General features: G+C 68.0%; 18 protein-coding genes. 16 read left to right on the forward strand and 2 right to left on the reverse strand.

All coding sequences use genetic code 11. The features are described from left to right. The first annotated feature begins 182 nt into the window (after nucleotides 1–182). From AC3WLF_RS11870 to mobB, 7 genes are all read left to right on the forward strand, one after another. Nucleotides 183–3,923: a nitrate reductase subunit alpha gene (locus AC3WLF_RS11870; RefSeq protein ID WP_492318398.1), complete on the forward strand. Its 3,741-nt coding sequence runs from the start codon at nucleotides 183–185 to the stop codon at nucleotides 3,921–3,923. Then, complete coding sequence (gene narH / locus AC3WLF_RS11875) at nucleotides 3,920–5,470, forward strand: nitrate reductase subunit beta (protein WP_010810870.1); 1,551 nt, start codon at nucleotides 3,920–3,922, stop codon at nucleotides 5,468–5,470. The genes AC3WLF_RS11870 and narH overlap by 4 nt, the downstream gene beginning before the upstream one ends. 29 nt (nucleotides 5,471–5,499) lie before the next feature. Beyond that, nucleotides 5,500–6,165 (forward strand): nitrate reductase molybdenum cofactor assembly chaperone, encoded by a 666-nt coding sequence (gene narJ, locus AC3WLF_RS11880; RefSeq protein ID WP_492358249.1) that lies wholly within the window; start codon nucleotides 5,500–5,502, stop codon nucleotides 6,163–6,165. A 121-nt stretch (nucleotides 6,166–6,286) separates the two neighbouring features. Further along, a complete protein-coding gene (gene narI / locus AC3WLF_RS11885; protein ID WP_492318396.1) occupies nucleotides 6,287–6,970 on the forward strand; it encodes a respiratory nitrate reductase subunit gamma in 684 nt (227 codons plus the stop codon). 28 nt (nucleotides 6,971–6,998) lie between these two features. Further along, the gene (locus tag AC3WLF_RS11890) at nucleotides 6,999–7,751 is read left to right on the forward strand and encodes a peptidylprolyl isomerase (RefSeq protein ID WP_492318395.1); all 753 of its coding nucleotides are present in this window, start codon (nucleotides 6,999–7,001) and stop codon (nucleotides 7,749–7,751) included. Nucleotides 7,752–7,766: 15 nt separating this feature from the next. Further along, nucleotides 7,767–8,474, forward strand: a complete 708-nt coding sequence (locus tag AC3WLF_RS11895; RefSeq protein ID WP_492358250.1) for a carbonic anhydrase — start codon at nucleotides 7,767–7,769, stop codon at nucleotides 8,472–8,474. Between the two features lie 4 nt (nucleotides 8,475–8,478). Beyond that, nucleotides 8,479–9,036 carry a molybdopterin-guanine dinucleotide biosynthesis protein B gene (gene mobB / locus AC3WLF_RS11900; RefSeq protein ID WP_492318393.1) on the forward strand — a complete coding sequence of 186 codons (558 nt, stop codon included), beginning with the start codon at nucleotides 8,479–8,481 and terminating at the stop codon, nucleotides 9,034–9,036. On the opposite strand, the gene AC3WLF_RS11905 is transcribed toward mobB, so the two are convergent. Then, nucleotides 9,002–9,574 carry a DUF2889 domain-containing protein gene (locus AC3WLF_RS11905; RefSeq protein ID WP_492358251.1) on the reverse strand — a complete coding sequence of 191 codons (573 nt, stop codon included), beginning with the start codon at nucleotides 9,572–9,574 and terminating at the stop codon, nucleotides 9,002–9,004. The genes mobB and AC3WLF_RS11905 overlap by 35 nt on opposite strands. A 117-nt stretch (nucleotides 9,575–9,691) precedes the next feature. Then, nucleotides 9,692–10,618: a LysR family transcriptional regulator gene (locus AC3WLF_RS11910; protein ID WP_492358252.1), complete on the reverse strand. Its 927-nt coding sequence runs from the start codon at nucleotides 10,616–10,618 to the stop codon at nucleotides 9,692–9,694. Nucleotides 10,619–10,720: 102 nt separating this feature from the next. Between AC3WLF_RS11910 and AC3WLF_RS11915 the strand changes: the two genes are divergently transcribed. The 9 genes from AC3WLF_RS11915 (at nucleotide 10,721) to ahbB (AC3WLF_RS11955) (ending at nucleotide 19,164) form a co-directional block, all read left to right on the forward strand. Beyond that, nucleotides 10,721–11,683, forward strand: coding sequence for a tripartite tricarboxylate transporter substrate binding protein (locus AC3WLF_RS11915; RefSeq protein ID WP_492352212.1), 963 nt, complete (start codon nucleotides 10,721–10,723; stop codon nucleotides 11,681–11,683). 20 nt (nucleotides 11,684–11,703) lie between these two features. Then, nucleotides 11,704–13,122: a 3-isopropylmalate dehydratase large subunit gene (gene leuC / locus AC3WLF_RS11920; RefSeq protein WP_492356718.1), complete on the forward strand. Its 1,419-nt coding sequence runs from the start codon at nucleotides 11,704–11,706 to the stop codon at nucleotides 13,120–13,122. Continuing rightward, on the forward strand, nucleotides 13,115–13,759 hold the full coding sequence (gene leuD / locus AC3WLF_RS11925) for a 3-isopropylmalate dehydratase small subunit (protein ID WP_492318388.1): 645 nt from the start codon (nucleotides 13,115–13,117) through the stop codon (nucleotides 13,757–13,759). The genes leuC and leuD overlap by 8 nt, the downstream gene beginning before the upstream one ends. Nucleotides 13,760–13,980: 221 nt before the next feature. Then, a complete protein-coding gene (locus tag AC3WLF_RS11930; protein WP_492358253.1) occupies nucleotides 13,981–15,645 on the forward strand; it encodes a cytochrome D1 domain-containing protein in 1,665 nt (554 codons plus the stop codon). A gap of 12 nt (nucleotides 15,646–15,657) precedes the next feature. After that, nucleotides 15,658–16,020, forward strand: coding sequence for a c-type cytochrome (locus tag AC3WLF_RS11935; RefSeq protein ID WP_492318386.1), 363 nt, complete (start codon nucleotides 15,658–15,660; stop codon nucleotides 16,018–16,020). Beyond that, complete coding sequence (locus tag AC3WLF_RS11940; protein ID WP_492358254.1) at nucleotides 15,960–17,195, forward strand: cytochrome D1 domain-containing protein; 1,236 nt, start codon at nucleotides 15,960–15,962, stop codon at nucleotides 17,193–17,195. The genes AC3WLF_RS11935 and AC3WLF_RS11940 overlap by 61 nt, the downstream gene beginning before the upstream one ends. 9 nt (nucleotides 17,196–17,204) lie before the next feature. After that, the gene (gene ahbB, locus AC3WLF_RS11945) at nucleotides 17,205–18,203 is read left to right on the forward strand and encodes a siroheme decarboxylase subunit beta (RefSeq protein WP_492352216.1); all 999 of its coding nucleotides are present in this window, start codon (nucleotides 17,205–17,207) and stop codon (nucleotides 18,201–18,203) included. After that, the gene (locus AC3WLF_RS11950; protein ID WP_492318383.1) at nucleotides 18,200–18,664 is read left to right on the forward strand and encodes an Lrp/AsnC family transcriptional regulator; all 465 of its coding nucleotides are present in this window, start codon (nucleotides 18,200–18,202) and stop codon (nucleotides 18,662–18,664) included. Before ahbB (AC3WLF_RS11945) ends, AC3WLF_RS11950 begins: the two co-directional genes overlap by 4 nt. Then, nucleotides 18,664–19,164, forward strand: coding sequence for a siroheme decarboxylase subunit beta (ahbB, locus tag AC3WLF_RS11955; protein ID WP_492318382.1), 501 nt, complete (start codon nucleotides 18,664–18,666; stop codon nucleotides 19,162–19,164). Before AC3WLF_RS11950 ends, ahbB (AC3WLF_RS11955) begins: the two co-directional genes overlap by 1 nt. Nucleotides 19,165–19,172 lie beyond the last annotated feature (8 nt).

Below are 19,172 nucleotides of genomic sequence, written 5' to 3' on the forward strand. Positions count from 1 at the left end.
CGCCGGCCGGGCTAGTTCTTCCGAACTAGTCCCGCGCCCGGCGCCTAGCCCGATCGCCATGCGGCGGCTGTTCCACCAGCGAATTGGCTGCCGCCCGCCTCCCCCATAAGCTGAGAGTGTCCCTGCAAAGCTCCTGAAACCACCGGAGCGCCCGCAGCAAAGCACTCGCGGAGAACAAAGCAATGAGTCATTTCCTGGATCGACTGAAGTTCATGTCGCGCGTCAAGTCCACCTATGCGGACGGCCACGGCGCGGTGGTGAACGAAGACCGCAAGTGGGAAGACGGCTATCGCAGCCGCTGGCAGCACGACAAGATCGTGCGCTCGACCCACGGCGTGAACTGCACCGGCTCCTGCTCGTGGAAGGTCTACGTGAAGAACGGCCTGATCACGTGGGAGACCCAGCAGACCGACTATCCGCGCACGCGCCCGGACCTGCCTAACCATGAGCCGCGCGGCTGCCCGCGCGGCGCCTCGTACAGCTGGTACGTCTACTCCGCGCAACGCGTCAAGTACCCGATGATCCGCGGCCGCCTGATGGAGATGTGGCGCGAGGCCCGCAAGACCATGGATCCGATCGCCGCGTGGGAATCGATCAGCCAGGATCCGAAGAAGGCCGCGCGCTACAAGAGCGTGCGCGGGCAGGGCGGCTTCGTGCGCGCCGACTGGAACACCGCCACCGAGATCATTGCCGCGGCCAATGCCTTTACCGTGAAGAAGTTCGGTCCGGACCGCGTGATCGGCTTCTCGCCGATCCCGGCCATGTCGATGGTGTCGTATGCCGCCGGCGCACGCTACCTGAGCCTGCTCGGCGGCGCCTGCCTGTCGTTCTACGACTGGTACTGCGACCTGCCGCCGGCCAGCCCGCAAGTGTGGGGGGAACAGACCGACGTGCCGGAATCGGCCGACTGGTACAACTCCACCTACCTGATGGTGTGGGGCTCGAACGTGCCGCAGACCCGCACGCCCGACGCGCACTTCTACACCGAGGTCCGCTACAAGGGCACCAAGACCGTCGCGGTGTCATCTGACTTCGGCGAGATGGTCAAGTTCGGCGACATCTGGCTGGCGCCGAAGCAAGGCACCGACGCCGCGCTGGCGATGGCCATGGGCCACGTGGTGCTGAAGGAATTCCACGCCAGCGGCAAGTCCGCCTACTTCCGCGACTACGTGAAGCAGTACACCGACATGCCGATGCTGGTGCTGCTGCGTGACAACCAGGGCACGCTGGTGCCCGACCACTTCCTGCGCGCGTCGCACCTGGCCGACAACCTCGGCGAAGCCAACCATCCCGAGTGGAAGACCCTGCTGGTCGACGACGCCACCGGCGAGATCGTCGCGCCCAACGGCTCGATCGGCTTCCGCTGGGGCGAAGGCGCCCACAACGGCGGCGAGAAGGTCGGCCGCTGGAACCTGGAGATGAAGGACGGCGGCAGCGGCCGCCCGGTCGAGCCGCGCCTGTCGCTGCTCGGCAATGAAGACGAGGTGGTGGAAGTGGGCTTCCCCTACTTCGGCGGCGAACACGATGAACTGCTGCGCCGCCGCGTGCCGGCACGCCGGCTGATGCTGGCCGATGGCAGCACTGCGCTGGTGGCGACCGTGTATGACCTGCAGATGGCCAACTACGGCGTGGATCAGGGACTCGGCGGCCCGAACGTCGCCGCCTCGTACGACGATGACGTGCCCTACACCCCCGCCTGGCAGGAAAAGCACACCTCAGTCCCGGCCCGCCTGGTGACGCAGGTTGCGCGCGAATTCGCCGACAACGCCGACCGCACGCAGGGCAAGAGCATGGTCATCGTCGGTGCCGCGCTCAACCACTGGTACCACAACGACATGATCTACCGCGGCATCATCAACCTGCTGATGATGTGCGGCTGCATCGGCAAGAGCGGCGGCGGCTGGGCCCACTACGTCGGCCAGGAAAAGCTGCGCCCGCAGTTCGGCTGGGCACCGCTCGCCTTCGGCCTGGACTGGTCGCGCCCGCCGCGCCAGATGAACGGCACTTCGTTCTTCTACAACCACACCAGCCAGTGGCGCCACGAGAAGCTGGCCGTCGACGAGATCCTGTCGCCGACCGCCGACCGCAAGCGCTATGACGGCCTGTCGCTGCTGGACCTGAACGCGCGCTCCGAACGCATGGGATGGCTGCCGTCGGCACCGCAGCTCGGCACCAATCCGCTCGACGTGGTCGATGCGGCCGAGCGCGCCGGGCAGGACCCGGTCGCCTACACGGTCGAGCAACTGAAGTCCGGCAAGCTCCAGTTCGCCTGCGACGATCCCGACAACCCGGCCAACTTCCCGCGCAATATGTTCGTGTGGCGCTCCAACATCCTGGGCAGCTCGGGCAAGGGGCATGAGTACTTCCTGAAGTACCTGCTGGGCACGCAGAACGCCGTGTTCGGCGACGAGAACGACGCCATCAAGCCGAGCGAAGTCAACGTGCGCCCGGCCGCCGAAGGCAAGCTGGACCTGCTGACCGTGCTGGATTTCCGCATGAGCACCACCTGCCTGTACGGCGACATCGTGCTGCCCACCGCCACCTGGTACGAGAAGGACGACCTCAACACGTCCGACATGCACCCGTTCATCCACCCGCTGTCCGAAGCCGTGCAGCCGCTGTGGGAAAGCAAGACCGACTGGGAGATCTACAAGGCCATCGCGAAGAAGTTCAGCGAGATCGCCGGGCCCTACCTCGGCACGCGCAAGGACCTGGTGTGCACGCCGCTGCTGCACGACACCCCGGGCGAACTGGGCCAGCCGTTCGAGCCGAAGGACTGGAAGGCCGGCGAGTGCGACCTGATCCCCGGCAAGACCGCGCCGTCGATGACCGTGGTCGAACGCAACTACGCCGACATCTACAAGAAATTCACCTCGATCGGGCCGCTGCTGGACAAGCTCGGCAATGGCGGCAAGGGCATCAACTGGAACACCCAGCATGAAGTGAAGGAGATCGGCCACCTCAGCCACACGGTGAAGGAGCCCGGCGTCAGCCAGGGCCGCCCGCGGCTGGAGAGCGCGATCGATGCCGCCGAGATGATCCTGACCTTCGCGCCCGAGACCAACGGCCATGTCGCCGTCAAGGCGTGGGAAGCGCTGTCGAAGATCACCGGCCGCGACCACACGCACCTGGCCGAAGGCCGCGAGCACGACAAGATCCGCTTCCGCGACGTGCAGGCGCAGCCGCGCAAGATCATCTCCGCGCCGACCTGGTCGGGCCTGGAATCGGAAGAGGTCAGCTACAACGCCGGCTACACCAACGTGCACGAGCTGATCCCCTGGCGCACGCTGACCGGCCGCCAGCAGTTCTGGCAGGACCACCGCTGGATGCTGGACTTCGGCGAAGGCGCGTGCGTGTACAAGCCGGCCATCGACACCAAGACCGTGGCGCCGATGCTGGGCAAGAGGCCCAACGGCAACCCGGAGCTGGTGCTGAACTGGATCACGCCGCACCAGAAGTGGGGCATCCACTCCACCTACTCGGACAACCTGCGCATGCTGACGCTGTCGCGCGGCGGCCCGCACGTGTGGATCTCGGAGACCGAGGCCAAGGCCAACGGCATCCGCGACAACGACTGGGTCGAGGTCTTCAACGTCAACGGCACGCTGACGGCGCGCGTGGTGGTGTCGCAGCGCGTGCCCAAGGGCATGTGCCTGATGTACCACGCCCAGGAAAAGATCGTGAACGTGCCCGGCGCCGAGACCAGCGGCATGCGCGGCGGCATCCATAACTCGGTCACGCGCGCCGTGACCAAGCCCACCCACATGATCGGCGGCTACGCGCAGCTGGCCTACGGCTTCAACTACTACGGCACCGTGGGCAGCAACCGCGACGAGTTCGTGATCCTGCGCAAGATGAAGAAGGTCGACTGGCTGGAAGGGCCGCTCGTGGAAAAGACTGAGAAGGAAGGAGCCTCGCAATGAAGATCCGTGCCCAGGTGGCCATGGTGCTGAACCTCGACAAGTGCATCGGCTGCCATACCTGCTCCGTGACCTGCAAGAACGTCTGGACCAGCCGCGACGGCGTCGAGTACGCCTGGTTCAACAACGTCGAGACCAAGCCCGGCATCGGCTACCCCAAGGAATGGGAGAACCAGGACAAGTGGCAGGGCGGCTGGAAGCGCAACGCCGACGGCACGCTGGAGCCGCGCCAGGGCGGCAAGCTGAAGATCCTGGCGAACCTGTTCGCCAACCCCAACCTGCCGCAGATCGACGAGTACTACGAGCCCTTCACCTACGACTACGAGCACCTGCAGAAGGCGCCGCTGGTGCAGACCCCGCCCACCGCGCGTCCGGTCTCGGTGCTGACGGGCCGCAAGATGGAAAAGATCGAGTGGGGCCCGAACTGGGAAGACGACCTCGGCGGCGAATTCAGCTCGCGCGGCCGTGACAAGCTCTTCGACGACGTGCAGAAGGAGATGTACTCGACCTTCGAGAACACCTTCATGATGTACCTGCCGCGCCTGTGCGAGCATTGCCTGAACCCGGCCTGCGTGGCCTCGTGCCCGTCGGGCTCGATCTACAAGCGCGAGGACGACGGCATCGTGCTGGTCGACCAGGACAAGTGCCGCGGCTGGCGCATGTGCATCTCGGGCTGCCCGTACAAGAAGATCTACTTCAACTGGCAGAGCGGCAAGGCCGAGAAATGCCTGTTCTGCTATCCGCGCATCGAGGCCGGCCAGCCCACGGTCTGCTCCGAGACCTGCGTCGGCCGCATCCGCTACCTCGGCGTGATGCTGTACGACGCCGACCGCATCGAGCAGGCGGCATCGGTGGCCGATGAGCGCGACCTGTACCAGTCGCAGCTCGACGTCTTCCTCGATCCGCACGACCCGGCGGTGCAGGCCGAGGCGCTGCGCCAGGGCATCCCGCAAACCTGGCTCGATGCCGCGCGCAAGTCGCCGGTCTACAAGATGGCGTGCGAGTGGAAGATCGCCTTCCCGTTGCACCCGGAGTACCGCACCCTGCCGATGGTCTGGTATGTCCCGCCGCTGTCGCCGATCCAATCCGCGGCCGAGGCTGGCCACATGGGCATGAACGGCGTGATCCCGGACGTCAAGAGCCTGCGCATCCCGGTCAAGTACCTGGCCAACCTGCTGACCGCGGGCGACGTGATGCCGGTACTGTCCGCACTGGACCGCATGCTGGCGATGCGCGCGTACAAGCGCTCGCAGGTGGTGGACGGCGTGCAGGACCTGGGCGTGCTGGAGCAGGTGGGCCTGACGCCCGCGCAGGTCGAGGACATGTACCAGACCATGGCCATCGCCAACTACGAGGACCGCTTCGTGATCCCGTCCTCGCACAAGGAGATGGTCGAGGACAGCTTCAACGACAAGGCCAGCTGCGGCTTCACCTTCGGCAACGGCTGCTCGGGCGGCGCCTCGGACGGCTCGCTGTTCGGCAAGAAGCCACAGGGCAGCGTCCACTTCGCCGACATGCCCAAGTCGCGCAAGAAGGCAGTGATGAGCTGATGCCTGCCACGAACCGCACGGAGAACAACATGCCCCTCTATCCCATCCTCAGCGCCCTGCTCGGCTATCCCGAGCAGGAACTGTTCGACGCCCTGCCCGAGATCGACGCCGCGCTGGCCGAATGGCCGCAGGCGCGCGAGCTGCTGGCCCCCGTGACCGGCCTGCTGCGCAGCGAGTCGCTGATCGCGCTGCAGGAGAACTACGTCGCCACCTTCGACCGCAACCCGGCGCACTCGCTGCACCTGTTCGAGCACGTGCACGGCGAAAGCCGCGACCGCGGCCAGGCCATGGTCGACCTGATCGACGAGTACCGGCGCGAAGGCTTTGAACCCGCCGCGTCCGAGCTGCCCGACTACGTGCCGCTGTTCCTGGAGTTCCTCGGCGCGCTGGTGGCCGACGGCAAGGAAGCGCGCGCCGAGCAATTGCTGGGCGACGCGATCCACGTGCTGGCCGCGATCGGCGAGCGCCTGGCGCGCAACGAAAGCCCGTACGCCGGCGTGTTCGCGGTGCTGCGCACGCTGACCGACGTGCAGCCGCAACCGCAGCAGGAGCCGCCGGTGCGGGATATGGATGAAGCGCTGGAGACCTTCGGGCCGGGGGCTGATGGCGTGGAGCCGTTGCTGGCGCCGCAAGGCGGGCCGCAGGCGGTGAAGTTCTATCCGCGTGGCACGGCGCCGGTGCCATTGCCTTGCTGAAATGCTTACGCGAGCCGACTGTTTGCTCCCCTCCCCCCTGAGGGGAAGAGGGAACACAGTCGGCAACAGCTAAGACACAGGCAAGCCAAACACACGATCGATCCTAGCGAGCTAACACACCATGGCAACCCTCCACCAATTCCTCTACGGCATCTACCCGTACATCGCTGCCGCCATCTTCCTGTTCGGCAGCCTGGCCCGCTTCGAGCGCGAGCAATACACCTGGAAGACCGACAGCTCGCAGGTGCTGTACCGCGGCAACCTGCGCACCGGTAACATCCTGTTCCACGTCGGCATCCTCGGCCTGTTCTTCGGCCACCTGGTCGGCCTGCTGACGCCGGTGGCGGTGTGGGATGCGCTGGGTGTCTCGCACGGCTTCAAGCAGGCCGTGGCAATGGCCGCCGGCGGCGTGATGGGCACCATGTGCCTGGCCGGCCTGCTGATCCTGCTGCACCGCCGCCTGACCAACGCCCGCGTGTCGGCCGTGACCCGCACCGGCGACAAGGTGCTGCTGCTGTGGCTGCTGGTGACGCTGCTGCTGGGCCTGTCCACCATCTTCGAATCCGCCAGCCACATGGACGGCCACATGATGGTGCAGCTGATGACCTGGGCACAGCACATCGTCACGCTGCGCGGCGATGCCGCCAGCTATATCGCCGATGCGCCGCTGCTGTTCAAGGCGCACCTGTTCATGGGCATCACGCTGTTCGCGATCTTCCCGTTCACGCGGCTGGTGCATGTGTGGAGCGGCTTCGCCTCGGTCGGCTATCTCGGCCGCGCCTGGCAACTGGTGCGCAGCCGCTGAGCGCCGCCACCCGACAAGGAGAAACAGCATGCCTGTCACCGTCAACGGCGTGGAACTCCGCGACGCCGATATCGAACGCGAGCTGGACCACCATCACGATGCCGCCAACCCGGCGCGGCTGGCCACCATCTCGGCCATCCTGCGCCAACTGGTGCGCACCGAAGCCGACCGCATCGGCCTTGCCGCCGAAGGACTGGACGACGACGCCCTGGCGCTGGCCCTGCTGGAACGCGAGGCCGGCATCCCCGAGCCCGACGAAGCCAGCTGCCGCCGCCACTACGACAGCCGCCCCGAGCGCTTTCGCGACGGCGAATGGGTCGAGGCCGACCATATCCTGTTCCAGGTCACGCCGCGCGTGCCGCTGGACGCGCTGCGCGAGATTGCCGCGCAGACGCTGGCACTGGTGCGCGGCGATCCTTCCACCTTTCCCGAGCACGCCCGCGCGCTGTCCAACTGCCCGAGCGGCGCCAACGGCGGCCGCCTTGGCCGCGTGTTCCGCGGCGAGACCGCGCCGGAATTCGAGCGCGCGCTGTTCGCCGGACAGCAGGACGGCGTGCTGCCGCATTTGCTTGAGACCCGTTATGGCCTGCATATCCTGCGCATCCTGGAACGCTGCCCCGGCACGCGCCTGCCCTTCGATGCGGTGCGCGGCGACATTGCCCGCGCCCTGGCCAGCGCCGCGCGCGACCGTGCCTGGAAGCAGTATGCCAGCCTGCTGATCGGGCGCGCGCGCATCGAAGGCATCGAGCTGGAGGGCGCCGACAGCCCGCTGGTGCAGTAGCGCCCGGACGCCGCCATGCATCACATCGAACAACTGCTCAAAGGTTTCGAACGCTTCCAGCAACGCTATTTCGACGACGAGCCCGGGCTGTTCGACACGCTGCGCACGGGCCAGCGGCCGCCCACGCTGCTGATCGGCTGCAGCGATTCACGCGTCGATCCTGGCCTGCTGCTGGGCTGCGATCCGGGCGAGCTCTTTACCGTGCGCAATATCGGCAACCTGGTGCCGCCCTGCACCGGCCGCCATGAAGGCAGCCTGCACGGCGTATCCGCGGCGATCCAGTTTGCCGTGCAGCAGCTGCGCGTGGCGCGCATCATCGTGATGGGCCACGGCGGCTGCGGCGGCATCCGTGCCTTGCTGGCGCAGCCGGCCGACGCCGGCGACCATCCGCCCGACGAAAGCGAAGACCCCGACTACATCGGCGCCTGGGTGCGCATCGCGGCACCAGCGCGCAGGCAGCTGGAGGAAACCCTGGCCGCGGCCAGCGCCGCCGAGCGCCAGCGCGCCTGCGAACAGGCGGCGATCCTGGTGTCGCTGCGCAACCTGCAGACTTTCCCGTTCGTGCGGCGCGCACTGGAGGCCGGCACGCTGACGCTGCACGGCTGGTATTTCGACTTGCAGGCCGGCGCGCTGCTGGCCTATTCGCAGCGTGCCGACAGCTTCCTGCCGCTGGTGTGCCCGCTGCCCGCCCAAACTGAACTCCGCGAACCCTGCGAACCCTGACCCCATGCATCCCTTCATCCTTGGCATTACCGGCACCTCCGGCAGCGGCAAGACCACGCTGATCACGGCACTGCTGCCGTGGTTCCGCGCGCAGGGCCTGACCGTCAACGTGATCAAGCACAGCCATCATCCGCTGGAACTGGAGCCGCCGGGCAAGGACAGCGCGCGCTTTCGCGCCGCCGGCGCGGCCGAGGTGATGGTGGCATCGCCCTATCGCTTCGCCATCGTGCGCGAACTGGCCGACGAGGCCGAGCCGACGCTGGCCGAGCAGGTGGCGCGCCTGCGGCCGGCCGATATCACGCTGGTGGAAGGCTTCCGGCGCGAGGCGATTCCGCGCATCGAGGTCTACCGGCCGGCGCACGGGCGCGCGCCCTACTACCCGGGCGACCCTTCGATCGTCGCGCTGGCCAGCGATGCGCGCATGGACACGGTACTGCCTTGCATGGCCCTTGACGACATTGCACAGGTGGGGGGCTTCATCCTCGCCATGAAGGACGAGGCGGGGGCGGCGAGCGCGGCCGCCGCGTTCAGTCGCTCGCGCGACGGTGCAACGGCCAGATGACATTCACGGCCTCGCCGTCGTTGCGGTAGGCGTGGCAGGTGTCCAGTATCCAGGGCCGGGGTACGGGCTCGTCTCCCGCCAGCTTGGCATGCCACGGCGACTGTTCGCGCTGGACCGACATGATGGCCTGCATCGCGGTGGTGGCCAGCGGCCCCAGCAGCTCGGTCAGGTGGGTACAGCCCTTGGCGCCCCCCAGGCGCGCCCTGGCCTGCTGCCGGAAGCCGCCGCCGATGCGCAGGCCCTCGAGCTGCCGATAGGCGGCGTTGATCTCCGCGCAGTATGGCGTCGGGCCGGTCTCGGTGCGGGCCTCGAAGCGCCGGATCACCAGGTCCGCGTCGATCGTCATGCACAGGCGCATCTGGTGAATGAAGCCCCCGTCGGGCACGCTGACAAAGGGCAGTTCGGTGGCGTCGGCGGAAATATCATCCATATCGGCCTCGATGTCATAGAGGCCATCGTCGCGCAGATAGCCGCGGCATTGGATCTGGCGGGTGTGACGCAGCGTGCGTCCGGGTTGGGGCGTGGGGGCTGTTTCCATGCGTGTTTCCGTCGGGCTTCTGGTATTGCCGGTCATGATGGACGCTAGCGGCGCCGGAATCGCCCCCCAGTATCGGGTGGCGCGGCTCCAGTGCCGCGCAGGATCGCCGCCAGATGGCTACCAGCTGCTGTCCGGGCTGCCCGCGCCGGAGGCACGGTGGCTGGCAAAGTGCTCCAGCAGGAAATCCACCAGCGCCCGCACCTTGTCCGGACGATGGTTGCGCGCCGGGAACACCAGGTGGATATCCGCGGGCGCGAACTGCCATTGCGGCAGCACCCGGCGCAGGGCGCCGCTGCGCAGGGGCTCCGCAACATCCCACTCGGAGCGCACGATCAGGCCCTGGCCATCGAGCGCCCAGGCCAGCGCCGACTCGCCGTCATTGGTGCTCATGGTGCCGCGGACCTTGACGGTCTCCTGCTGCGCGCCATGGCGCAGGTGCCAGGTGCCGAAGGTCTCGTCGGCTTCGCGGATGAAGATGCAGTTGTGCCGCGCCAGCTCGCGCGGGCTTGACGGCTCGCCCCGCGCTTCCAGGTAGGACGGCGCGGCACAGAGCAGGCGGCGGTTGTTGGCCAGCAGGCGCGCCGTCAGCCTCACGTCCGGCATCTCGCCAAAGTGGATCATGGCGTCCAGGCCCTGCTCGACCAGGTTCAGGGGCCGGTCGGTCAGGTAGAGCTGGACTTCGATGTTCGGAAAGCGGCGCGAGAACCCCGACAGCGCCGGCGCGATATGCCGCCGTCCGAAGCCGAGCGTTGCGCCGATCTTCAGCAAGCCGTGCGGGGTGCTGCCGGTACCCGCGATCGATCGCTCCAGTGCCTCCATCTCCGCAAGGATCCGCGCGCCCTCCACCAGATAGCTTTCCCCTTCCGGCGTCAGGCTGATGCGGCGCGTGGTCCGGTGCAGCAACCGGACGCGCAGCCGCGCCTCCAGCCCCGCCAGCCGCTTGCTGACCGCGGGCGGCGTCACGCCAAGCTCCTGCGCCGCGCCGGCCAGGCTGCCGTGCTTGTTGATGCACGCAAAGAACGCGACGTCCGAGAGGTTATCCATTAGTGAATACCAGGAAACAAAGAAGTAACTGAGTTTGAATTATGTGCCTCTGGGTGAATGATACGATGGTTTCCATAACGATTCCTAAACCAGGAGACACCCATGAAAGTTGCCCACCTCACGGCCTTGCTGCTGTGTGCCGCGTCGATCGGCACGGCCGCGGCCCAGTCCTATCCCCAGCGCCCGGTACGCCTGATCGTGCCGTACGCCCCGGGCGGCAGCGCAGACATCGCCGCCCGCCTGGTCTCGGATGCCTGGTCGAAGAGCCTGGGCGGCACCATCGTGGTCGAGAACCGTGCCGGCGCCGGCGGCAATATCGGCGTCGATGCCGTGGCCAAGGCCGCCGCCGACGGCTACACCATCGGCCTGCAGACGGTGTCCCTGGCCATCAACCCGGGCCTGTTCCCGCGCATGCCGTATGACACGCTGAAGGACCTGGCCCCGATCGGCATGGTCGCCAGTTCGCAGCATGTGCTGGTGGTCAACAACAACGTGCCCGCCAGGAACCTGCAGGAACTGATCGCCGCTGCCAGGGCCACGCCGGGCAAGCTGACCTACGGGTCCGCGGGCAACGGCAGCACCTTCCATATGTCGGCCGAGCTGTTCAAGTCGGTGGCCAACGTCTCCATCGTCCACGTGCCGTACCGCGGCGGCGGCCCTGCCCTGGTCGACACCATTGCGGGCCAGGTCGACATGAGCTTCCCGGTGATCTCGGCCGCGCAGCAGCATGTGCAGGGCGGCAAGCTCAAGGCGCTCGCCGTCACCGGCAGCAAGCGCGCGCCGCAGTTGCCCAATGTGCCGACCGCGGCCGAGGCGGGCCTGCCCGGCTATGCCTTCGAGACCTGGTTCATGGTGTTTGCCCCGGCCGGCACGCCCAGGCCCGTGATCGACAAGCTGAACGCGACGCTGAACACCGCGCTGGCCGCCCAGGCAACCCGTGAGCGCATGCTCAAGGAAGGCTTCGAGCCCACCCCGACCACGCCCGAGGCCGCCCGCCAGCGCCTGGAAAAGGAGATGCCCGTGTGGGCCAACCTGATCAGGCAGCGCGGCATCACCGCGGAATAACGACAGACAAGGCAGTTGCCATGACCCCCAAGACGCTATACCAGAAGCTGGTCGACTCCCATACCGTGGCCAGGATCGACGACGACAATGTGCTGTTGTACTGCGACCTGCACCTGATGAACGAGTACACCAGCCCGCAGGCTTTCGCCGGGCTGCGTGAACAGGACCGCGGCGTGCTGGTGCCCGGCCAGAACGTCTCGGTGGTCAGCCATATCATCCCGACGCACCCCAGCGCAATCCGCGTGATCGCGGACCCGGCCTCGGCGCTGCAGGCCACCAACCTGCGTGCCAATTGCGAGCGGCACGCGATCCCGCTGTTCGACACCAACGACACGCTGCAGGGCATCGAGCATGTGATCGCGCCCGAGCACGGCATGATCCGGCCGGGCATGGTGGTGATCTGCGGCGACAGCCATACCACCACCTATGGCGCGCTCGGCGCGCTGGGCTTCGGCATCGGCACCTCCGAGGTCGAGCATGTGCTGGCCACCCAGACGCTGGTCTACCGGATGGCCAGGACCATGCGCATCCGCGTGGACGGCAAGCTGCCCGCCGGCACCACCGCCAAGGACCTGATCCTCAGGATCATCGGCGCGATCGGCGCGCAGGGTGCGCGCGGCTATGTGGTGGAGTACTGCGGATCGGCGATCCGCGACCTGAGCGTCGAGGCACGCTTCACGCTGTGCAACATGACCGTGGAGGCCGCGGCGCGCGGCGCGCTGATCGCGCCGGACGCGGTCGCCACCGACTATGTGCTGCGCCGCGCCGTCGATATCGAAGGCCCGCAGCGCGACGCCGCGCTCGGCTACTGGGCGACTCTCCAAAGCGATGCTGACGCCGTGTTCGACATGGACTTCGTGTTCGACGCAAGCGAGATCGAGCCCTACGTGACCTGGGGCACCAGCCCGGACCAGGTGCTGCCGGTGTCCGGCCAGATCCCGTTCCCGGAAGACCAGCTCGACGAGGCCGAGCAGCGCTCGGTCGAGCGCGCGCTGGCGTACACGCACCTGCAGCCGGGCGCCGCGCTGGCAGGCACGCCGATCCAGCACGTCTTCATCGGCTCCTGCACCAACGGCCGTATCGAGGACCTGCGCGCGGTGGCCAGCGTGGTGCGCGGCCGCAAGGTGGCCGCCGGGGTCCGGGCCATGGTGGTGCCCGGATCGGGCGCGGTCAAGGCCCAGGCCGAGCGCGAGGGCCTGGCCGAAGTCCTCACCGCCGCCGGCTTTGAATGGCGGCAACCGGGCTGCTCGATGTGCCTGGCCATGAACGACGACGTGCTCGCCGACGGCGTACGCTGCGCTTCCACCACCAACCGCAATTTCGAGGGCCGGCAGGGACGCGGTGCCATCACCCACCTGATGAGCCCGGCCATGGCCGCCGCGGCCGCCGTCACCGGCGTCATCACCGACGTCCGCAAGCTGGAGATCACCCATGCCTGAACCCACCTGCATCGCCGGCAAAGGCGCCGCCATCCGCTTCGAGAACCTCGATACCGACCAGATCATCCCCAAGCAGTTCCTGCGCGGGATCGACAAGGCCGGGCTGGCCGAGGGCATCCTCTACGACCACCGCTTCGATGCCAGCGGCGCGCCGCGCCCTGGCTTCGTGCTGAACCGGCCCGAGTACGCCGGCACCAGCATCTTGGTAAGCGGCGCCAACTTCGGCTGCGGCTCCAGCCGCGAGCACGCCGTCTGGGGCCTGCAGCAATTCGGCATCCGCGCCGTGATTGCGCCGAGCTTCGGCGAGATCTTCTATTCGAACGCGATGAACAACCGGCTGCTGCTGGTGATGCTGCCGCGCGAGGTGATCGAGCAGTTGATGAACGACGTGGACGCGGACGCGGGCAACACCATCAGCATCGATGTCGGGGCGATGCGCGTGCGCACCCCCTCCGGCAACTACGCCTTCGAGCTGTCGGCACGGCACCGCCGCATGTTTATCGAAGGGCTGGACATGATCGGCCTGTCGCTGCGGCAGCGCGGCGAGATCGAGCAGTTCATCCAGCAGTACCAGAGCGCGTTCCCGTGGACAACGAACGTGGCCAGGCGCACGCGCGACCGCCTGGGCGCGACCTGAAGCATGCCCTTGCAAGCGCATCGCCTTCACGGTGCGCTTGCACCATAGCAACCACAAGCATCAACCACCCCACACTTCGTTCCCGCACCACCGCCGTCGTTTGATGCCAGTCAATTCCATGTCGTCAGTGTGTCCGCATGATTTCCACATGACGACAGGTGCCCGCCACGCAGGCATGGGCACCGCGAAACCGCTTTCCTCACCGCTGATCCACGGCACCCATGAAAGCAAAAAACTGGCTGTACCCGGCAATCGCGGCATTGCCGCTCTCACTCTGGCTCGGGCTGCCACATGCAGCCACCAAGGCAGAACCGAAAGCGGAACAGAAGGCCGCCATCCCCACCCTAACTGCCGCTGAGTTCGACCACGCCCGGCAGATCTACTTCGAGCGCTGCGCCGGCTGCCACGGCGTGCTGCGCAAGGGCGCGACCGGCAAGGCGCTGACGCCTGACATCACCCGCGCACGCGGCACCGAGTACCTGAAGACCTTCATCAAGTACGGCAGCCCCGCCGGCATGCCCAACTGGGGCACCTCGGGCGACCTCTCCGACAAGGAAGTCGACCTGATGGCGCGCTATATCCAGCTCGACCCGCCGACCCCGCCCGAGTACTCGCTGGCCGATATCGAAAAAAGCCGCAAGGACATCCTGCCGGTGGCCCAGCGCCCGACCAGGAAGATGAACCAGTACAACCTGGACAATCTCTTCTCGGTCACGCTGCGCGACGCCGGCGAAGTGGCGCTGATCGACGGCGACAGCAAGCAGATCATCAATATCGTCAAGACCGGCTACGCGGTGCATATCTCGCGCATGTCGGCGTCCGGGCGCTACCTGTACGTGATCGGCCGCGACGCGCGGCTGGACCTGATCGATCTGTGGCTGCCCAAGCCCGATATCGTCGCCGAAGTGAAGATCGGCATGGAGGCACGCTCGGTCGAGACCTCCAAGTACAAGGGCTATGAAGACAAGTATGCCGTGGCTGGCTCCTACTGGCCGCCGCAGTACGTGATCATGGAAGGCGACACGCTCAAGCCGCTCAAGGTGGTCTCCACGCGCGGCATGACCGTGGACAACGAATACCACCCCGAGCCGCGCGTGGCGGCCATCGTCGCCAGCCATTTCCATCCGGAGTTCGTGATCAATGCCAAGGAGACCGGCAAGATCCTGATGGTCGACTACTCGGACCTGCCCAACCTGAAGACCACCACGATTGATTCAGCCAAGTTCCTGCATGACGGCGGCTTCGACGCCACCGGCCGCTACTTCCTGGTGGCCGCCAATGCGTCCGACAAGATCGCCGTGGTCGACACCAAGGAGAACAAGCTGGCCGCGCTGATCGACGTGGGCAAGACCCCGCATCCGGGGCGCGGCGCCAACTTCACGCATCCGAAGTTCGGCCCGGTCTGGACCACCAGCCACCTTGGCGACGAGACCATCAGCCTGATCGGCACCGATCCGGCCGGACACCCCGCGCAGGCGTGGAAGGTGGTGCAGACCATCAAGGGCCAGGGCGGGGGCTCGCTCTTCATCAAGACCCACCCGAAGTCGTCCAACCTGTGGGTCGACACGCCGCTGAACCCTGACGCCAAGCTCAACCAGTCGGTGGCGGTGTTCGACACGCGCAACCTGGAAGCCGGCTACAAGGTGCTGCCGATCGCCGACTGGGCCGACCTCAAGGGCGCGGGCGCCAGGCGCGTGGTGCAGGCCGAGTACAACAAGGCCGGCGACGAGGTCTGGTTCTCGGTCTGGGGCACCAAGGACGGCGAGTCCGCGCTGGTGGTGGTCGACGACAAGACCCGCACGCTCAAGACCGTGATCAAGGACAAGCGCCTGATCACCCCGACCGGCAAGTTCAACGCCTACAACACGCAGCACGACGTGTACTGAGCCGGCGCCACCATGCGTAATCACATCGCCTGGCGGCGCGCTGCACTGGCGGGGCTGGCAACAGCCCTGCTGGGTGCAGCGCCCGGCGCGGCGGCCCAGCCCAATCCTGCCCGGCAGGCGCAGCTTGCGCACTGGCTGCGCGATGACTGCGGCGCCTGCCACGGCATGACGCTGCGCGGCGGGCTGGGCCCGCCGCTGACGCGCGAGGCACTGTCCGGCAAGCCGCCCGAGGGCCTGGTGGCCACCGTGCTGTACGGCCGCCCCGGCACCGCGATGCCGCCCTGGCAACCTTTCATGACGCAGGATGAAGCCCAATGGCTGATCGATCGACTGCAGGCCGGCAAGCCACCGGCCGCCTCGCCGCAAGGCAACTGATCCGCGGCCTGGCCGCGGCCTTGTGCGCCACCGTTGCCGCCGCGCTGGTGGCCGGTTGTGCCAGCGCCGTGCGCGGCACCGGCGACCTGGGCGTGGTGGTGGAGCGCGCCGCCGGACGGCTGCAGATCGTCGAGACCACCGGCATGACCCGGCTGGCAACCGTGGAAGGACTGGGCGATTTGTCCCACGCCAGCGTGGTGTTCTCGCGCGATGCACGCTACGCCTATGTCTTCGGCCGCGACGGCGGCCTGACGCGCGTGGACCTGCTCGGCGCCCGCATCACCCACCGCGTGCTGCAGGCGGGCAACAGCATCGGCGGCGCGATCTCGCAGGATGGCCGCGTGGTGGCCGCGCAGAACTACGCGCCCGGCGGCATCCGCCTGTTCGACGCCCAGACGCTTGAGCCGCTGGCGGAGCTGCCGGCCATCGGCAATGACGGCCACCGCTCCAAGGTGGTGGGCCTGGTCGACCTGCCCGGCCGCCGCTTTGCCGCCAGCCTGTTCGAATCCGGCGAGGTCTGGATCATCGACGCCAGCGATCCGCGCCAGCCGCAGGTGACACGCCTGCCCGCCGGCCGCGAGCCGTACGACGGACTGGCCACGCCCGACGGCCGCTGGTACCTGGCCGGGCTGTTCGGTGAGGACGGCCTGGCGCTGGTCGACCTGTGGCAGGCGCCACTGCAGTCGCGCCGCGTGCTCTCCGGCTACGGCCGCGGCAGCGCGCCGCTGCCGGTCTACAAGATGCCGCACCTGCGCGGCTGGGCCATGGCCCAGGGCATGGCCTGGCTGCCGGCGATCGGCCGTCATGAGGTGCTGGTGGCCGATCCCGCCAACGGCTGGCAGCAGGCCGCGCGCGTGGCCCTGGCCGGCCAGCCGGTCTTTGTGATGGCACGACCCGACGGGCGCCAGGTCTGGGTCAACTTCGCCTTCCCCCACAACGACACGGTGCAGGTGATCGACACCGCCACGCGCCAGGTGGTGCGCACGCTGCATCCCTGCCGCGGCGTGCTGCACATGGAGTTCACGCCCAAGGGCGAGGCGCTGTGGCTGTCCTGCCGCGACGACGACCGTGTCGAGGTCTACGACACCGCCAGCCTGGCGCGAATTGCCACGCTGCCCGCCGACAACCCCAGCGGCATCTTCTTCACCGTGCGCGCGCAACGGTTCGGCATGTAAAGGGGCACCATGTACGATGAACTGAGCGTCTACGACACCCTGCAGCGCGATTTCCCGCTGCAGCCGCGGCCCTACCAGGCGCTGGCCGGCAAGCTCGGCCTGTGCGAGCACACGCTGCTGAGCCTGCTGGCGCGCGACCTGGGCAGCGGGCGCATCAGCCGCGTCGGCGCCGTGTTCGCGCCCAACGTGATCGGCGTCAGCACGCTGGCGGCGCTGTCCGTGCCGCCGGCCCAGCTGGACCGCGTGGCGGCGCGCGTCAGCGCCTGCGCGGCGGTCAGCCACAACTATGCGCGCAGCGGCCACCCGTACAACCTGTGGTTCGTCGCGGGTGCGCGCGAGCGTCGCATGCTCGATGTCACGCTGGCATCGATCGGGGACATGACCGGCCTGGCGCCGCTGGACCTGCCGATGGCCCGCGAGTATCACATCGACCTCGGCTTCCCGCTCGCGCGCCCGGGCAGCGCACGCGCCCGCCGCGCTGCCAGCGCGGCCGCTCCCGCCGCTCCCGCCGCGCCTGTCGCCCTGGACGATGACGACTGGCGCCTGGTGGCCGCACTGGAAGCCGGCCTGCCGCTGACGCCGCGCCCGTTCCACGCACTGGCAGCGCAAGCGCGGATGGCGATGCCTCAGGTCCTGGAGCGGCTGACGCGCTGGTCCGCGCAGGGCGTGATCCGGCGCCTGGGCGTGGTGCTGCAGCATGGGCGCTTCGGCTTCGGCCACAACGCCATGTGCGTGTGGGATGTGCCCGACGCACACGTGGACGCCATCGGCATGCGGCTGGCCCGGCAGGCGCGCGTGACCCTGTGCTACCGCCGCGCGCGCCGGCTGCCCGACTGGCCCTACAACCTGTTTGCGATGGTCCATGCGCGCAATGCGCAGGACTTGCAGCCCGCGCTGGCGCGCATCCATGCCACCGCCGGGCTGGAACATGCGCCCGGGACCGTGCTGGTCGGCACGCGCTGCTACAAGCAGCGCGGCACACGCTATGCCATGCAGGTGTCGGCATGACCGGTGCAATCGCCGCACTCGACCCGCTCGACCGCCGCATCATCAACGCGCTGCAGCGCGGGCTGCCGCTGGTGCCGCATCCGTATGCCGAAGCCGCGTCGGCCCTCGGCATCACCGAGACCGAACTGCTGGAGCGGCTGCGCGCACTGCTTGCCGCGGGCGTGCTGACGCGCTTCGGCCCGCTCTACCAGATCGAGCGCGCAGGCGGAAGCTTCGTGCTGTGCGCCTGCCATGCGCCCGCCGCACGGATGGACGCCGTGATCGCCGCCATCAACGCGCACCCCGAGGTCGCCCACCACTACGCGCGCACCCATCACCTGAACCTGTGGTTCGTGCTGGCGGTGGCGAGGCGGGGAGATGTCGCGCCGGTACTCGCGCGCATTGCGGCGGCGGCCGGCGTCGAGATCCTGCCGTTCCCCAAGGAACGCGAGTTCTTCGTCAACCTCTACCTGCCCGCCTGATGCCCGAGCCTGTCGATCCCGTCGACCTGGCGCTGATCCGCGCCACGCAAGCAGGACTGCCGCTGGTGCCGGCGCCCTACGCGGCAGTGGCCGGCGCACTCGGCCTGACCGAGCAGGAAGTGATTGCGCGGCTCGCCGCGATGCAGGCGCGCGGCGTGCTGCGCCGTATCGGCGCCGTTCCCAACCACTACCGGCTGGGCTGGCGCGCCAACGGCATGACCGTGTGGGACGTGGACGATGCGTGCATCGACACGCTGGGCCAGCGCATCGGCGCCCTGCCCTTCGTCAGCCATTGCTATTGCCGTCCGCGCCACTTGCCGCATTGGCCCTACAACCTGTTCGCGATGGTCCATGCGCGCTCCCGCGAAGACGCCGCGCCGCAGGTTGCCGTGATCGCGGCACTGCTTGGCGACGCCTGCCGCGCGCACGACGTGCTGTGGTCCACCCGCATCCTCAAGAAAACCGGGCTGCGCCTGCCGCCGCCCGGCCCAGACCAATAGGAAACCCC

The sequence above is a fragment of the Cupriavidus sp. FW306-01-F10A genome, assembly GCF_058782785.1.

Bases quoted from the DNA above. Each gene is read 5' to 3' on its own strand.
- leuD (WP_492318388.1), top strand. From the start codon at position 13,115: ATGCCTGAACCCACCTGCATCGCCGGCAAAGGCGCCGCCATCCGCTTC.
- AC3WLF_RS11935 (WP_492318386.1), top strand. From the start codon at position 15,658: ATGCGTAATCACATCGCCTGGCGGCGCGCTGCACTGGCGGGGCTGGCA.
- AC3WLF_RS11895 (WP_492358250.1), top strand. From the start codon at position 7,767: ATGCATCACATCGAACAACTGCTCAAAGGTTTCGAACGCTTCCAGCAA.
- AC3WLF_RS11870 (WP_492318398.1), top strand. From the start codon at position 183: ATGAGTCATTTCCTGGATCGACTGAAGTTCATGTCGCGCGTCAAGTCC.
- AC3WLF_RS11930 (WP_492358253.1), top strand. From the start codon at position 13,981: ATGAAAGCAAAAAACTGGCTGTACCCGGCAATCGCGGCATTGCCGCTC.
- AC3WLF_RS11910 (WP_492358252.1), bottom strand. From the start codon at position 10,618: ATGGATAACCTCTCGGACGTCGCGTTCTTTGCGTGCATCAACAAGCAC.
- AC3WLF_RS11940 (WP_492358254.1), top strand. From the start codon at position 15,960: ATGGCTGATCGATCGACTGCAGGCCGGCAAGCCACCGGCCGCCTCGCC.
- AC3WLF_RS11890 (WP_492318395.1), top strand. From the start codon at position 6,999: ATGCCTGTCACCGTCAACGGCGTGGAACTCCGCGACGCCGATATCGAA.
- narI (WP_492318396.1), top strand. From the start codon at position 6,287: ATGGCAACCCTCCACCAATTCCTCTACGGCATCTACCCGTACATCGCT.
- narH (WP_010810870.1), top strand. From the start codon at position 3,920: ATGAAGATCCGTGCCCAGGTGGCCATGGTGCTGAACCTCGACAAGTGC.
- narJ (WP_492358249.1), top strand. From the start codon at position 5,500: ATGCCCCTCTATCCCATCCTCAGCGCCCTGCTCGGCTATCCCGAGCAG.
- AC3WLF_RS11905 (WP_492358251.1), bottom strand. From the start codon at position 9,574: ATGGAAACAGCCCCCACGCCCCAACCCGGACGCACGCTGCGTCACACC.
- ahbB (WP_492318382.1), top strand. From the start codon at position 18,664: ATGCCCGAGCCTGTCGATCCCGTCGACCTGGCGCTGATCCGCGCCACG.
- leuC (WP_492356718.1), top strand. From the start codon at position 11,704: ATGACCCCCAAGACGCTATACCAGAAGCTGGTCGACTCCCATACCGTG.
- mobB (WP_492318393.1), top strand. From the start codon at position 8,479: ATGCATCCCTTCATCCTTGGCATTACCGGCACCTCCGGCAGCGGCAAG.
- AC3WLF_RS11950 (WP_492318383.1), top strand. From the start codon at position 18,200: ATGACCGGTGCAATCGCCGCACTCGACCCGCTCGACCGCCGCATCATC.
- AC3WLF_RS11915 (WP_492352212.1), top strand. From the start codon at position 10,721: ATGAAAGTTGCCCACCTCACGGCCTTGCTGCTGTGTGCCGCGTCGATC.
- ahbB (WP_492352216.1), top strand. From the start codon at position 17,205: ATGTACGATGAACTGAGCGTCTACGACACCCTGCAGCGCGATTTCCCG.